Origin of the sequence: Kribbella voronezhensis (assembly GCF_004365175.1) — a bacterium.
Classification (GTDB): Bacteria; Actinomycetota; Actinomycetes; order Propionibacteriales; family Kribbellaceae; genus Kribbella; species Kribbella voronezhensis.
The window spans coordinates 5,847,919-5,861,755 of sequence record NZ_SOCE01000001.1; the positions used below are offsets into that span (position 1 = coordinate 5,847,919).

15 protein-coding genes are annotated in these 13,837 nt (G+C 68.3%); 11 read left to right on the forward strand and 4 right to left on the reverse strand.

Annotated elements, in window-relative coordinates:
• Positions 1-67 precede the first annotated feature (67 nt).
• A complete protein-coding gene (locus EV138_RS27305; RefSeq protein ID WP_133981592.1) occupies positions 68-295 on the forward strand; it encodes a DUF5652 family protein in 228 nt (75 codons plus the stop codon).
• A gap of 87 nt (positions 296-382) precedes the next feature.
• Positions 383-1,150 (forward strand): class I SAM-dependent methyltransferase, encoded by a 768-nt coding sequence (locus EV138_RS27310; protein WP_133981593.1) that lies wholly within the window; start codon positions 383-385, stop codon positions 1,148-1,150.
• A 28-nt stretch (positions 1,151-1,178) separates the two neighbouring features.
• Here EV138_RS27310 and EV138_RS27315 read toward each other — a convergent pair whose 3' ends face one another.
• Both EV138_RS27315 and EV138_RS27320 read right to left on the reverse strand, forming a co-directional pair.
• Positions 1,179-1,919 (reverse strand): phosphotransferase family protein, encoded by a 741-nt coding sequence (locus EV138_RS27315; RefSeq protein ID WP_133981594.1) that lies wholly within the window; start codon positions 1,917-1,919, stop codon positions 1,179-1,181.
• Between the two features lie 96 nt (positions 1,920-2,015).
• Positions 2,016-2,420, reverse strand: a complete 405-nt coding sequence (locus EV138_RS27320; protein WP_133981595.1) for a DUF1844 domain-containing protein — start codon at positions 2,418-2,420, stop codon at positions 2,016-2,018.
• Between the two features lie 346 nt (positions 2,421-2,766).
• Between EV138_RS27320 and infC the strand changes: the two genes are divergently transcribed.
• The 4 genes from infC to EV138_RS27340 all read left to right on the forward strand — a co-directional run bounded on the left by infC (position 2,767) and on the right by EV138_RS27340 (position 5,059).
• A complete protein-coding gene (gene infC / locus EV138_RS27325) occupies positions 2,767-3,456 on the forward strand; it encodes a translation initiation factor IF-3 (protein WP_133981596.1) in 690 nt (229 codons plus the stop codon).
• A gap of 89 nt (positions 3,457-3,545) precedes the next feature.
• The gene (rpmI, locus tag EV138_RS27330; RefSeq protein ID WP_112243535.1) at positions 3,546-3,740 is read left to right on the forward strand and encodes a 50S ribosomal protein L35; all 195 of its coding nucleotides are present in this window, start codon (positions 3,546-3,548) and stop codon (positions 3,738-3,740) included.
• Between the two features lie 78 nt (positions 3,741-3,818).
• Positions 3,819-4,208: a 50S ribosomal protein L20 gene (gene rplT, locus EV138_RS27335; RefSeq protein WP_112243533.1), complete on the forward strand. Its 390-nt coding sequence runs from the start codon at positions 3,819-3,821 to the stop codon at positions 4,206-4,208.
• A gap of 32 nt (positions 4,209-4,240) precedes the next feature.
• The gene (locus EV138_RS27340; RefSeq protein ID WP_133981597.1) at positions 4,241-5,059 is read left to right on the forward strand and encodes a TrmH family RNA methyltransferase; all 819 of its coding nucleotides are present in this window, start codon (positions 4,241-4,243) and stop codon (positions 5,057-5,059) included.
• Between the two features lies 1 nt (position 5,060).
• On the opposite strand, the gene EV138_RS27345 is transcribed toward EV138_RS27340, so the two are convergent.
• Positions 5,061-5,759, reverse strand: a complete 699-nt coding sequence (locus EV138_RS27345; RefSeq protein ID WP_133981598.1) for a TetR/AcrR family transcriptional regulator C-terminal domain-containing protein — start codon at positions 5,757-5,759, stop codon at positions 5,061-5,063.
• 58 nt (positions 5,760-5,817) lie between these two features.
• Here EV138_RS27345 and EV138_RS27350 point away from each other — a divergent pair, with 58 nt between their 5' ends.
• Entirely contained in the window at positions 5,818-7,362 is a 1,545-nt protein-coding gene (locus EV138_RS27350) for an MFS transporter (RefSeq protein WP_238158377.1), read from the forward strand.
• 137 nt (positions 7,363-7,499) lie between these two features.
• Complete coding sequence (locus tag EV138_RS27355; RefSeq protein WP_133981600.1) at positions 7,500-8,222, forward strand: tetratricopeptide repeat protein; 723 nt, start codon at positions 7,500-7,502, stop codon at positions 8,220-8,222.
• 12 nt (positions 8,223-8,234) lie between these two features.
• Here EV138_RS27355 and EV138_RS27360 read toward each other — a convergent pair whose 3' ends face one another.
• Positions 8,235-8,810 carry a TetR/AcrR family transcriptional regulator gene (locus EV138_RS27360; RefSeq protein ID WP_133981601.1) on the reverse strand — a complete coding sequence of 192 codons (576 nt, stop codon included), beginning with the start codon at positions 8,808-8,810 and terminating at the stop codon, positions 8,235-8,237.
• An 89-nt stretch (positions 8,811-8,899) separates the two neighbouring features.
• On the opposite strand from EV138_RS27360, the gene EV138_RS27365 reads away from it, so the two are divergent.
• The 3 genes from EV138_RS27365 to pheT all read left to right on the forward strand — a co-directional run bounded on the left by EV138_RS27365 (position 8,900) and on the right by pheT (position 13,781).
• Positions 8,900-9,958, forward strand: a complete 1,059-nt coding sequence (locus tag EV138_RS27365; protein ID WP_133981602.1) for a saccharopine dehydrogenase NADP-binding domain-containing protein — start codon at positions 8,900-8,902, stop codon at positions 9,956-9,958.
• A gap of 206 nt (positions 9,959-10,164) precedes the next feature.
• The gene (pheS, locus tag EV138_RS27370; protein ID WP_133981603.1) at positions 10,165-11,274 is read left to right on the forward strand and encodes a phenylalanine--tRNA ligase subunit alpha; all 1,110 of its coding nucleotides are present in this window, start codon (positions 10,165-10,167) and stop codon (positions 11,272-11,274) included.
• Complete coding sequence (gene pheT, locus EV138_RS27375) at positions 11,274-13,781, forward strand: phenylalanine--tRNA ligase subunit beta (RefSeq protein WP_133981604.1); 2,508 nt, start codon at positions 11,274-11,276, stop codon at positions 13,779-13,781. Before pheS ends, pheT begins: the two co-directional genes overlap by 1 nt.
• Positions 13,782-13,837: the final 56 nt, after the last annotated feature.

The window sequence follows — 13,837 nt, forward strand, 5'->3', positions numbered from 1 at the left end:
GCGTCCTCATCGCGGCAACGGTCCGGGGGTCGTTGTATCCAGTCTCGATGCGGCGCAGACTTGCGTCATGGCCGGGAAGCGGTGGAGCGAGCTCGATCCTCGGGTTCGGCAAGCAATTCTGCTCGGTGGTGCCTTCGAAGCAGGACTGAAGGTCGCTGCGCTCGTCGATCTGGCCCAGCGGCCGCGCAGCGACATTCGAGGCTCGAAGGCAGCATGGGCAGTCGCGCTGACGCTGGTGAATTCGGGTGGAGTCGTGCCGATCGTCTACTTGTTGCGCGGACGCCGTCGCAGCTGACCGATACCGGACGGCTGTACCGCGTGTCTGCTCGTCGACGCTCCGCACCCAGCAGAGGGTGGACTTCGGTCGATCTACCGTCGTGGAATGACTCGACCCTTCGACTATGACGCTGAGGTTCCCCGGTATCACGTGCGGCTGGTAGCGGCCGCGGCTGTACGAGTCGATGATCACGTGCTCGACATCGGCTGCGGTACCGGCCTCACCACGCGGGACGCCGCCAAGGCCGCGCGCTCTGGAAGTGCGGTCGGTGTCGACATCAACGCCACCAGTCTCGAGACAGCCCGGCGGCTGAGTGCTGAAGAGGGGCTGCGCAACATCCACTTCGAGCAGGCGGATGCGCAAGGGCATGCCTTTCCGGCAGCGGGGTTCTCGTTGGCGGTCAGCCGGTTCGGGACGATGTTCTTCGCTGATCCGGAGGCCGCGTTCACCAACATCGGGCGGGCGTTGCGGCCGGGGGCGCGGTTTGTGCAGTTGGTCTGGCAGGAACGGAAGTACCAGGAGTGGGACGCCGTGATTCGGCAGGCCTTCGTGGGTGGGGATGCGGCTCCGCTGACCGGCGAGGCGTTCTCGCTCGCCGATCCGGCGACCGTCGAACGTCTGCTGACCGCCGCGGGATTCACCAATCTGGAGATCACCGACATCCGCGAACCTGTGTACTACGGTCCTGACGCCGAAGCCGCCCGTGACGCGGCACTGAGCCTGCAACTGACCCAGAACCTGCTCGCCGAGCTCGACCCGACCGAAGCGGAGCAGGCTCTCGAGCGTCTACGAGCCGGCTACGAGACCCACCGCACCGCCACCGGCATCTGGCTCGACACCCGCGCCTGGCTCATCACCGCAGTCCGCCGCTAGTCAGAGCCGGCATTCCAAAGACTCGCGCTCACATCCGGGCTCTCAGTACGTCGAACTCGCAGCCTGGTGAGTTCGGGTCGAAGCCGTGCTCGAGCAGCCAGCGGGACGCGCCCAGGCTGCGCAGCGACCACCACGCGCGGATCACGTCGTAATCGACATCGCCGCCGTAGCCGGCCGCGAGGTCGGCGAGACGCTCCTCGTGGCCGAGCGTCAAGATCGCCAGGTCGAACATCGCATCGCCCTGGCTCGCCTCGGACCAGTCGATGATGCCGGTGACCTCGTCACCGTCGACGAAGACGTGGGTGATCTGCAGGTCCCCGTGGGTGAACACTGGCTTCCAGGGCCGGAGCGCTGCCTCGGCGATCTCGCGGTTGCGCCTGACCAGGTCGGCGGGAAGCGCGCCGCTCGTGATGAGCCAGTCGCACTCGGCGTCGAGGTGGGCCTCGATCTCGTCGCGGCTCTTCCGTCCGTGCCACGGCGGCAGCGGTGAGTCGTGCAACTTCCGGATCGCGGCGCCTGCCGCTGCCCAGGCCGCGGGCGACGCGGTCGACGGCTCACCGAGACGGCCGAGAGCGAGCCCGCGGACGGCGGCGATCGCAAGCACGGGCGGCTTGCGCCACAGGACCTCTGGAGTCGGAACCGGCGCCAGAGCCATCGCTTCGACCTCGACGTCGAGGTTCGCCTGATCGCTGTCGATCTTCAGGAACACGTCGCCGACCCGCAGCGTCACGCGCTCACTATGGGCAACGACGACCTCGACCTCTTCCACGCCGGCCATTGTCGCGGGGATGTCCGCCGGCGGCACCCGAATTCCCGACCGCCCGCAGCACGGGGAAAGCCAGTACGGGAAGGCAGTACGGGGAAGTCAGCGACGCGGAGCGGAAGGGTGGACCTCGCCGGTGTACTTCTCGCCGGGCCCGGTGCCGGGCTCGTCGGGGATGGTGGAGGCTTCTTTGAAGGCGAGTTGGAGGGAGCGCAGACCGTCGCGGAGCGGGGCGGCGTGGTGGTGGCCGAGGCTCGGGGCGGCGGCGTCGAGCAGGCCGGCCAGAGCGTCGATGAGCGAACGCGCCTCGTCCAGGTCCTGGTGGTCGGGCAGATCCTCGGCGAGGCCGAGGTTGACGGCGGCGGCGCTCATCAGGTGCAGGGCGGCGGTCGAGATGATCTCCACACTGGGTACTTCGGCGATGTCGCGCGACACCGTCGACATCGGGTCCACCCGGGCCTCGGGCGCGGGGGTGGTTTCGGGTGAAGTGGAGATGGGGTCGGTCATGCTGCTACTCTTGCATGGCGACCGACCCGGTCCGTTGGTGACCCCTGAGCGGAATACTCGAGGGACTCCGGTGGTTCGAGTCTAAGCGGAGGGCCACCTCCCACCCAGTCGACGAAGAGTCGGCGGGTCCCGGTCACGCCGGCCAACCGGTCCGAGAGGACAGGCAGGACGGCGATCGTACGGCGTACTTCCCGGGCAACCGGGGTTGCACCGCTGCCGATCTGGGAATTGGGCCTTCGTGTGGACGCACGAGGGCCTTTCGTCATTTCTGTAGAGATACAGGCGGCGACAATGACCTCGGGCGGTCACGAGGTGGTACCAGCAAACGAACAACCCAGGAGGACCCATCACCATTGAACTGCGCGTCAACGAGCGCATCCGCGTTCCCGAGGTGCGACTGGTCGGACCGAACGGTGAGCAGGTAGGCATCGTCCGGATCGAAGACGCACTGCGGTTGGCACAGGAAGCCGATCTCGACCTGGTCGAGGTTGCGGCCACGGCACGTCCGCCGGTCTGCAAGCTGATGGATTTCGGCAAGTACAAGTACGAGACCGCGCAGAAGGCGCGCGAGTCCCGCCGGAACCAGACCAACACCGTCATCAAAGAGATGAAGCTGCGGCCGAAGATCGACCCGCACGACTACGAGACCAAGAAGGGTCACGTCGTTCGGTTCCTGCGTGCCGGTGACAAGGTCAAGATCACCATCATGTTCCGTGGTCGCGAGCAGTCCCGCCCCGAGCTGGGGTTCCGGCTGCTGCAGCGGCTGGCCGAAGACGTCAGCGAGCTCGGCTTCGTCGAGTCCTCGCCGCGCCAGGACGGCCGGAACATGATCATGGTGCTCGGACCGCACAAGAAGAAGTCCGAGGCGCGCGTGGACGTGGAAGCCGAGAAGGCCAAGAAGCTCGCCGAGCACGAGGCCGAGCAAGAGGCCGAGCGGATCGAGCGGGCGGCGCAACTGAAGCAGTACGAGGCCGAGAAGGCAGCCGGGGCCACCAAGAAGCCCAAGGGTCCGGCAGACAACCTCGATCCGGAGTGACGTGTCGCTCCGGCCGCGAGGTTGAAACGCATCGCAGCCGGAGCAACAGCACCGGTCGAGTCAACGAAAGAGACCAGGAGTACATAGCCATGCCGAAGATGAAGACCCACTCGGGTGCCAAGAAGCGCGTCCGGGTCACGGGTTCGGGCAAGCTGCTGCGCGAGCGCACCGGCCGTCGCCACAAGCTCGAGGAGAAGTCGAGCCGCCGGACCCGCCGGCTGGCCGGCACCATCGAGGTCTCGCCGACGCACGCCAAGAAGTTCAAGAAGCTGCTCGGCATCTGAGCTGCTCTTCCCCCACCCCGAACACCCCGCCGGGTGGACGAGCTTCTTCCGGCGCAGAAATACAAGGAGTAACACCTCATGGCACGCGTGAAGCGGGCAGTCAACGCCCACAAGAAGCGCCGGGTCGTACTGGAGCAGGCCAGCGGTTACCGCGGCCAGCGCTCGCGGCTTTACCGCAAGGCGAAGGAGCAGGTCACCCACTCGCTCGTCTACGCCTACCGTGACCGCAAGGCGCGCAAGGGCGACTTCCGCAAGCTGTGGATCCAGCGCATCAACGCTGCGTCCCGCGCGGAGGGCCTGACCTACAACCGCCTCATCCAGGGTCTTCGCCTGGCCGAGGTCGAGGTCGACCGCAAGATCCTCGCCGACCTGGCCGTCAACGACGCGCCGGCGTTCTCGGCGCTGGTCGCGCTGGCGAAGGCGGCCCTGCCGGCCGACCTGAACGCCAAGAGCGACGCCGCGGCCTGAGCCGCAGCGACGACCCGGTAGCAAGCACCGAAGTGGCGAGCCCTGGTCTGTTGACCGCGCAATCCGCGCGGATCAAGCAGGCCCGGAGGCTCGCCACTCGTGCGTTCCGGAAGAAGTCCGGCCGGTTCCTGGTCGAGGGCCCGCAGGCGGTCCGGGAGGCACTCGAGCACCGCGAACTGGTGGTCGAGGTGTACGCCGAACCCGACGTCGCCACCCGCCACCGCGACCTGCGCGACCTGGCCCAGCTCGCCGACGTCCCGTGGTACGACGTGAATCGCGCGGCGATCGAAGTACTGAGCGAGACCGTCACCTCGCAAGGCGTCGTTGCCGTCTGCTCGCTGGTCGACGTCGCACTGGAAGATGCAGTACGCCGTACTGCGCGGCTGGTGGCCGTCGGCGTGCAGGTGCGGGATCCCGGCAATGTCGGCACCTTGATCCGTACTGCGGACGCGGCCGGCGCGGACGCCGTCGTACTGTCCGCCGAGTCCGTGGATCCGCACAATCCCAAGGCGGTCCGGGCCAGCGTCGGAAGTTTGTTCCATCTGCCGATCACGGTCGAGGCGGATGTGGTCACGGCCGCGAAGTCGTGGCGGGAGCAAGGTCTGCAGGTTCTGGCGGCCGACGGCTACGGCAGTACGGACCTCGACGAGTGCATCGACGACGGCACGCTGGCGAAGCCGTCCGTCTGGTTGTTCGGCAACGAGGCGCACGGGTTGCCCGACGGGTTCGACGCGATCGTCGACCGTTCGGTGAAGGTCCCGATCTACGGGCGAGCCGAGTCGTTGAACTTGGCGACTGCGGCCGCTGTCTGCCTCTACGCCTCGGCCCGCGCGCAACGGCGTACGGACTGAATTACTTCTTCACGCGGATTTCGAGGCCGTCGAGGAGGGCTTCGAGGCCGAAGCTGAAGGACTCGCTGAAGGTCGTGTCGATGTCACGGGCGACCCGGCGGTTCAAGGCTTCGCGCATGGTGGGGTCGGCGACGGCTTCGGCCTGCTGGATCACCTCGCCGGCCCACTCGGTCAGTGAGCGCCCCGACCTGCTGGTGATCTCGCGAGTCGCGACCTCGGCGCTGGCGGTGCCGAGCGTGTAGGCCATCACGCTGCCCATCGCGTAGTCGAGATCCTTGCCGGTGAAGCCGGCCGCGCCGAACAGGACCAGGCCGCGGGACCCCATCGTCATCGCGTTCGGTCCGATGCTCGGCCGGGTGTACATCACCTCCGGGAGCCAGTGGTGCCGCAGTACGGCGGCGCGCAGGCTGTGGCCGAACAGGAGCGCGCCGTTGCGCCAGCCGGCCAGCGCGGGATCCGGCACGTCGATCTCGCCCCAGATCTCGTCGATGAGCAGGTCGATCAGATCGTCCTTGGTCGGGACATGCCAGTACAGACTGGTCGCGCCGGCGCCGAGCTTGGCGGCGAGCTTGCGGATGCTCAGCCCGGCCAGTCCCTCGGCGTCGAGCGTCGTCATCGCGGTCTGCACGATCTGCTCCCGGCTGAGGGTCTCCCGTGCCGGGGCCGCGGCTCGCTTCCGGGTCCAGATCGAATCCTTCATGAGCCCATCGTAGCCAATCCACTCGCACACTGTGCGAGTCTTGTCGTACAGTGTGCGAGTGACTAGTACACCGTACGAGTCCACGGCGACCGGTCATCCGCGACGCTGGTGGATCCTGCTGATTCTTTGCCTGAGCCTGATGGTGCTGGTGGTCGACAACACCGTGCTCAACCTGGCGATCCCGTCGCTCATGCGCGACCTGTCCGCGACGCCGGCGGACGTGCAGTGGATCATCGACGCCTACATCCTGGCGTTCGCCGGTCTGCTGCTGACCGCGGGCAGCCTCTCCGACCGGTTCGGCCGGCGGAAGGTGCTGCTGATCGGGTTGGTGCTGTTCGGGCTGGCCTCACTGCTGGCCACGCTCGCGGAGAACCCGTGGCAACTGATCGCGTGCCGCGGTCTGATGGGTGTCGGTGGTTCGCTGCTGATGCCGAGCACGCTGTCGCTGCTGTTCACGGTGTTCCCGCCGGAGGAGCAGCGCAAGGCGATGGCGGGCTGGTCGATGGTCGCGATGGTCGGCGTGATCGCCGGCCCGACGGTCGGTGGCGTGCTGCTCGAACACTTCTGGTGGGGTTCGATCTTCCTGCTGAACGTGCCGATCGCGGTGGTCGCGATCATCGGCGCGGTCGTGATGATTCCGGAGTCGCGCGGCCCGGCGCGGGACGTCGATCCCGGAGGTGCCGTGCTCTCGATCATCGGGATGGCGGCGCTGGTCTGGGCGATCATCTCCATTCCCGCGCACGGGTTCCTCTCGGCCAAGGTGCTCGGCGGGCTGGTGATCGGCGTGGCCGGCCTGATCGGGTTCGCCTTGTGGGAGCGGCGGAGTGAGCACCCGATGGTGCCGCTGGAGTTGTTCAAGAACCGGAACTTCAGCGGGACCAGCTTCTCGATCGTGCTGTTGTCCTTCACCGCGGGTGGGTTGCTGCTGGCACTGACGCAGTACCTGCAGTTCGTCCTCGGGTACAGCCCGCTGAAGGCCGGCCTCGGACTCATTCCGTACGCCGCTTCGGCGATGCTCTTCAACGGTCTCGGGGCGACGCTCGGGAAGAAGGTCGCCGACCGGACGCTGATCGCGGTCGGGCTGGTGATCATCGCGGCGGGCTTCGGGATCCTGACCCAGGTGAGTGCGACGTCGGGGTACGGGCTGTTGATCGTCGGTCTGCTGGTGATGGGCGTCGGCGGCGGGCTCGCCGGCCCAGCGGCGTACACGCTGCTGATGCAGTCGGTGCCGGCTGAGCACCGGGGCGTGGGGTCCGCGATGAACGACACCGTGCAGCAGGCGGGTGCCGCGCTGTCGGTCGCAGTACTGGGAAGTGTTCTTGCCGGTGCTTACTCGTCGTCGCTGCCCGACTCGGTTCCGGAGGCGGCGCGGAAGTCGATCGCCGACACGCTCGCACTCGGTCCGGACTTCGTCGCCGCGGCTCGTGGCGCCTTCACCGACGCGATGTCGATCGCGATGACGGCCGGCGCGGTGGGTGCGGTGGCTGGTGCGCTCGTCGCTGCGATCGCGTTGCCGCGAGGCCGTCGTACGGAGGAACCGTTTGCCGACGTCTCCGCTGCGGCAGGCGGCGTTGACGAGATCGGTGACCGCGTGGCACCTTAGGCGCAGCGCGCGCCAGGGCGCCTCCTCTCCGCGGCAAGCACCGAGTGCACCTGGGAACACCTGAGATGACGTGTGGCCGACGAACCCTTCGGGACGGCCCGGTTCAGCGGAGCGGGTAGTCCCGGAAGGATTCGCCGATGTCCACTTCGTCGCTGCCCGCGAAAGCCAGCCTGAGCCAGCTCCGCGCGCGGGCCAAGGACCTCCGCAAGGCCGTCGCCAAGGGGCGCCCGGACGCGATCGCGCGCGTCCGGGCGCACCACCCGGAGTACCGGGGGAACGCTGTCGACTCAGCCGCCTTCACCTTGCGCGACGCGCAACTGACGATCGCGCGCGAGCACGGCATGAACGGCTGGGCCGAACTGATGGAGAAGGTCGCCACGGAACTCGTCGAAGGGCGGGAACTGCACCGGTACTTCGGGGTCGAGTTGAACAACGAGACCTGGGACCTGATGGACCAGATCGACGAGAACAGCCCGATCGGTGATCAGGAACGCCTGCTGTACGGCGCTTACGCAGCCTGCCTGCACTGGCTCGAAGCCGGCAACGAGGCCAACCACGCGCGCGGTGAATACGTGATCGCGCGGGCGGCTCTCCGCATCGGCCGCCCGGCGCTCGGCCTGGAACATGCGCGCCGCTGCCTCGAACTGGTCCTCGCCCACCCCGACCAGATGGCCGACTGGGACGAACCCTTCGCCCACGAAGCCCTCGCCCGAGCCCTCGCCGCCACCGGCTCCCCAGACCTCGCCCGCGCCGAGCTGGCCCGGGCAACAGAACTCGCAGCCGCCGTCACCGGAGACGGCGACCGTCGAGTCCTGGCCGACGAGTTCGCGAAGGAACCCTGGTTCGGCCTGCGCCCGTAGTACAGATGCCGTTCAGGCCGGACTCGGATCGGCGAGGGCGGTTCGGAGCTCGGTTGTCGCGGTGGTGAGGCAGTCGCGGAAGGGCTTGTTCGCCTTGGCCTCGATCCAGAGCTGGAAGGCATTCGCGAAGGCGATCGTGGCGACTTGGGCGATCGCCTTCGAGGTGCCGGTGGCAGTGCCTCGTTGCTCCAGGGCTTGCTGGATCGCCACGCTGACCGTGGCGGCCTTGGTGCGTTCGCGTTCCTGGAGTTCAGGGCTCGAGGCGATCACGTCGCGGCGTTCCGCGAGTTGTTCGACATCGACGGCCAGAAGGTTGCCGACCTCGGTGAGCGCGTCGAGAACTGCCGTCAGCGGTGGTGTGTGGTCCGCGGCCACGAGGACGGCTTTGGCGATGGCGGGCGGAAGTTGGTCCGAGTTGGCGAACAAGACCTCACGCTTGTCGGGGAAGTAGCGGAAGTACGAGCGGCGGGTGATGCCGGCGCGTTCGGCGATCTGGGTCACCGTCACGGCGTCGTACCCGTGTTGCCGGTACAGCTCCAAGGCGGCCTTGCGCAGCCGCTGTTCGGTGCCGGGATCCCATCTCGCCATGTCTTCACCTTAGCAAGTGATGTCTCAATGTGACATCAGTGCTAGAGTCAGTGATGACACAGTGAGACATCACAACTGAGGAGTTGGTCATGGCGGGCGAAGTCTGGATTCTCGGAGCCACCGGCCGCGTCGGCCGTGCTGCCGCCGCGCGTCTTGCGGATCGTGGCGTGGACCTGGTGCTGGTCGGGCGCGACCGCGACAGCCTGCAGAAGGTCGTTCCCGGGCAGTCGAAAGTCATCGTGGCCAACGGAGTCGAGCAGATGACGGCGGACATCGCGCGCGAGCGGCCCGCCGTCGTCGTCAACCTTCTCGGTCGGTACGGCGAGACGGCGGTCCCGATCGCTCGTGCCTGCATGCCCGGCGGACATTACGTCGACCTGGCCAATGACCTGGCCGCCTTCTCGCAGGTGTTCGCCCTGCATCGAGAGGCCATCGACGCCGGTAGCACCTTGATCACCGGCGCCGGCTTCGGCGTACTGGCGACCGAAGCCCTGGTGATCAAGCTCTGCGAGGATCGACCCACCCCGGAGCGGGTCCGCGTCGACGCGCTGGCGTCGGTCGCCACGGACGCCGGTGTGCTGGGCGCCGCCCTTGGGGCCACCATCGTGGACGTGCTCGTCACCGGTGGGCGCGGCTACCAGGACGGCCGGATGGTCAGGGCGCGCCTCGGCTCCGGCGTGCGGATTCACCCGCTTCCTGATGGGCAGCAGGTGAAGTCTGGGGTCGTGCCCACTGGTGAATTGCTCGCCGCCCAGCGGGCCAGTGGAGCGCCGAACGTCAGCGCCACCTCCGCGCTCGCCCCGACGTCTCCGGTTGTGCGGGCAGTTCTGCCGCTGTTCGCAGTACTGCTGTCCATCCCAGGTCTGCGCCGGCTCGCTGTGCGCCGGCTGGCCGGCGTACGCGTCAAGGCCGCGCCGCGTCCCCGAACGCACTCCTGGGGACATGCCGTCATCACCTGGCCCGACGGAAGCACCCGAAAGGGCTGGCTTCGCACTGACGACGCCATGGACTACACCGCCGACGTCATCACGGAAACCGCAACCCGCCTCGGCCGCGGCGAAGGCCCCGCCGGCGTCTACACCCCAGCAGCCGCCTTCGGCCCCGACCTCGCCATTGCCGCCAACGGAACCTTCCTCCTCGACCAGTAGACCTCTGTCGGCCGCTTTGGTCGGCCACGCTTTCAATAGCCTGCCGCGAACTGGCGTGCGTGGGAGAGCCAGGGAGTGAGTGACGGGGGAGCGAGCGTCGGTGGGTCATGGGATCGATGTGTGGACGACCGATTCACGCTCAGGGCCTGTGGGTTCCTAGACTGCGGGCAGCAGTTTCAGATATCAGCGACCCCGGGAAGAGAGCCATGTCCGGTCCCAACAAGAACTACGACCCGGTCGAGGTGACACCTCTGCACGCCGACGAGGTCGAACGGACGCGCGACGAGGCTCTCGACGCCTTCGCCAAGGCGGCCGACCTGGCCGCGCTGCAGGAGGCGAAGCTGGCCCACCTGGGCGACCGTTCCCCGATCGCGCTGGCGAACCGGGAGATCGGGGCGCTGCCGCCGCAGGGTCGCAAGGAGGCCGGGCAGCGGATCGGGTCCGCCCGGAAGGCGATCAACGAGGCGTACGCCGCCCGGCTCGCGACGCTCGAGGCCGAGCACGAGGAGCGGATGCTCGCCACCGAGCGGGTCGACGTCACCCTCCCGTGGCACTCCCCGCAGCTCGGCGCGCGGCACCCGCTGAGCCTGATCTCGGAGCAGGTCGCCGACGTGTTCACCGCGCTCGGCTGGGATGTCGCGGAGGGTCCCGAGGTCGAGGCGGAGTGGCTCAACTTCGACGCGCTCAACTTCCAGCCCGACCACCCGGCCCGGCAGATGCAGGACACGTTCTTCGTCGAGCCGGCCGGCTCCGGGACGGTACTGCGTACGCACACGTCGCCAGTGCAAGCCCGGTCGATGCTGACCCGCAAGCCGCCCATCTACGTGATCTGCCCCGGCCGGGTCTTCCGCACCGACGAGCTCGATGCGACGCATACGCCCGTCTTCTACCAGGTCGAGGGCCTGGTGGTGGACGAAGGAATCACGCTCGCGCACCTCAAGGGCACGCTGGACCACTTCGTCGTCTCCATGTTCGGCGAGGGCCTGGAAGCACGCCTCCGGCCGAACTTCTTCCCGTTCACCGAGCCGTCGGCCGAGGTGGACCTGAAGTGCTTCGTCTGCCGCGGCGCCTCCGTCGGCAACCCGGACCGCCCCTGCCGCACGTGTGGCAGCGAAGGCTGGATCGAGTGGGGCGGCTGCGGCGTGGTCAACCCGCGCGTCCTGCAGGCCTGCGGCATCGACACCGACCGGTACTCCGGGTTCGCGTTCGGGATGGGCCTGGAGCGGACGCTGATGTTCCGCAACGGGGTCGAGGACATGCGCGACATGGTCGAGGGTGATGTGCGGTTCAGCCGCCAGTTCGGGATGGAGATCTGATGCGGGTCCCACTGTCATGGCTTCGTGAGTACGTCGAGCTGCCGGCCGGGGTGACCGGTCGCCAGGTCGGCGAGAAGCTGGTTCGCGCCGGGCTCGAGGTGGAGACGGTCGACGAGGCCGGTGCCGGGATGACCGGGCCGCTCGTGGTCGGCAAGGTGCTCAGCTACGAGCCGGAGCCGCAGAAGAACGGCAAGACCATCCGCTGGTGCTCGCTCGACATCGGCAAGGACGAGCCGCAGTGGGTCGTCTGCGGCGCGAGCAACTTCGAGGTCGGTGACCTGGTCGTCGTTGTCCTGCCGGGCGCGGTGCTGCCGGGTGGCTTCGCGATCTCCGCGCGCAAGACCTACGGGCACGTGTCGAACGGCATGATCTGTTCGAGCGTGGAGCTCGGTCTGGGCGACGACGGTACGCACGGCATCGTCGTACTGCAGCCGGGTGAGGCGTCCCCTGGTGACGACGCGATCGAGCTGCTCGGGCTGCGCGACGACGTGCTCGACATCGCCGTCACACCGGACCGCGGCTACTGCTTGTCGATCCGTGGCGTCGCCCGCGAGGCAGCCACGGCGTACGGCGTCGACCTCAAGGATCCGGCGGCGATCGAGCTCACCGGGTCGGGAACCAACGGCTACCCCGTGCGGGTCGAGGACGCCCAGGCGTGCAGCGTCTTCGTCACCCGCACTGTCACCGGAATCGACCCGAAGGCGCCGTCGCCGCGCTGGCTGCAGCAGCGGCTGGTGATGGCGGGGATGCGGCCGATCTCGATCGGTGTCGACGTCACCAACTACGTGATGCTCGAGCTCGGTCAGCCGATCCACGGCTACGACAAGGACCGGCTGAGCGGCGAGATCGTCGTACGGCGTGCGTCGGCGGGCGAGAAGCTGATGACGCTGGACGACCAGACCCGCGAGCTCGATGTCGAAGACCTGCTGATCACCGACGACTCCGGGCCGATCGGCGTGGCCGGCGTGATGGGTGGGGCGTCCACCGAGATCTCCGAGTCGACCACCGACGTGGTGATCGAGGCGGCGCACTTCGACCCGATCGTGATCGCGCGCTCGTCGCGCCGGCACAAGCTGTCGTCGGAGGCGTCGCGCCGGTTCGAGCGCGAGGTCGACCCGGAGCTGCCGCGGTACGCCGCGCAGCGGGTCGCCGACCTGCTCGCCGAGCTGGCCGGCGGCACGATCGAGCCCGACGAGACCGTCATCGACACGCACCCGCTGCCGAAGCGCATCACCATCCGCGCGGACCACGCGGCCCGTGTCGCAGGTGCCCCGATCTCCGTCGACGAGACCGTCGCCCACCTCACCTCGGTCGGCTGCGTAGTTGCCAAGGGCAACGAGATCGGCGCGGTCGACGGTGGCGCCGAGTCGCTGACGATCACTCCGCCGTCGTGGCGACCGGATCTTCGGGACCCCAACGACTTCGCCGAAGAGGTCATCCGGCTGTACGGGTACGACAACGTGCCGTCCGTCCTGCCGAAGGCACCCGGCGGGCAGGGCCTGACCGTGTCACAGCGTCGCCGGCGCCGGATCGCCACCGCGCTCGTCGGTGCCGGCCTGACCGAGGTCGTGTCCTACCCGTTCGTGGGTGACGCCGACTTCGACGCGATGGGGCTGCCCGCCGACGACCCACGCCGTACGACGGTCAAGCTGGTCAACCCGATCTCCGACGAAGAGCCGTCGATGCAGACGACCCTGCTGCCGACGCTGCTCCGCACCGCCGAGCGCAACGTCGGCCGTGGCTCGACCGACCTCGCGATCTTCCAGACCGGCCTGGTCTTCCTGCCCCGGCCCGACGCGAAGCCGGCCCCGCTGCCGGCCGTCACGCAACGGCCGAGCGACGAAGAGATCCAGGCCCTGTACGACGCGCTGCCGGACCAGCCGCTCCACCTCGCAGTCGTCCTGACCGGTGCCCGGATTCCCACCGGCTGGTGGGGCAAGGGTCAGCCGTCGACGTGGTCGGACGCCGTACAGGTCGCCAGGACTGTCACTGCCGCAGTGGGTGTCGAGGCTCAGTTGCGCAACGTCGAGCTGGCTCCCTGGCATCCGGGTCGGTGCGCCGAGGTGTCGGTCGACGGCAAGGTGATCGGCCATGCGGGTGAGCTGCATCCCAAGGTCTGCCAGGCGTTCGGATTGCCGGCGAGGTCCGGTGCGGTCGAGCTCGACCTGGATGCATTGATCGCGGCCGGGCCGCAGTCCATCACGGCCAAGCCGTTCTCGTCCTACCCGGTGGCGAAGGAGGACGTGGCGTTGATCGTCGCGGCCGACGTTCCCGCCAAGGAGGTCGAGGCGGCGCTGGCCGAGGGCGCGGGCGATCTGCTGGAGTCGATCCGGTTATTCGACCTGTACACGGGCGAGCAGATCGGTGAGGGCAAGAAGTCGCTCGCGTTCGCGCTGCGGTTCCGTGCCCAGGACCGGACGCTGACCGAGACCGAGGTGGCCGAAGCCCGCCAGGCCGCGGTCCAGGTCGCCGTCGACCGCTTCGAAGCCGTCCAGCGAGTCGGCTGACCCCGGACCGCCACGCCATCAGTACCTCGGTTGTCGGTGGTCCGCCGCGTCGCCCT

Coding starts and splice junctions, on each gene's coding strand:
- EV138_RS27305 (WP_133981592.1), top strand. CDS start 68: ATGGCCGGGAAGCGGTGGAGCGAGCTCGATCCTCGGGTTCGGCAAGCA.
- EV138_RS27310 (WP_133981593.1), top strand. CDS start 383: ATGACTCGACCCTTCGACTATGACGCTGAGGTTCCCCGGTATCACGTG.
- EV138_RS27320 (WP_133981595.1), bottom strand. CDS start 2,420: ATGACCGACCCCATCTCCACTTCACCCGAAACCACCCCCGCGCCCGAG.
- rpmI (WP_112243535.1), top strand. CDS start 3,546: ATGCCGAAGATGAAGACCCACTCGGGTGCCAAGAAGCGCGTCCGGGTC.
- rplT (WP_112243533.1), top strand. CDS start 3,819: ATGGCACGCGTGAAGCGGGCAGTCAACGCCCACAAGAAGCGCCGGGTC.
- EV138_RS27345 (WP_133981598.1), bottom strand. CDS start 5,759: ATGAAGGATTCGATCTGGACCCGGAAGCGAGCCGCGGCCCCGGCACGG.
- EV138_RS27355 (WP_133981600.1), top strand. CDS start 7,500: ATGTCCACTTCGTCGCTGCCCGCGAAAGCCAGCCTGAGCCAGCTCCGC.
- EV138_RS27360 (WP_133981601.1), bottom strand. CDS start 8,810: ATGGCGAGATGGGATCCCGGCACCGAACAGCGGCTGCGCAAGGCCGCC.
- EV138_RS27365 (WP_133981602.1), top strand. CDS start 8,900: ATGGCGGGCGAAGTCTGGATTCTCGGAGCCACCGGCCGCGTCGGCCGT.
- pheS (WP_133981603.1), top strand. CDS start 10,165: ATGTCCGGTCCCAACAAGAACTACGACCCGGTCGAGGTGACACCTCTG.
- pheT (WP_133981604.1), top strand. CDS start 11,274: ATGCGGGTCCCACTGTCATGGCTTCGTGAGTACGTCGAGCTGCCGGCC.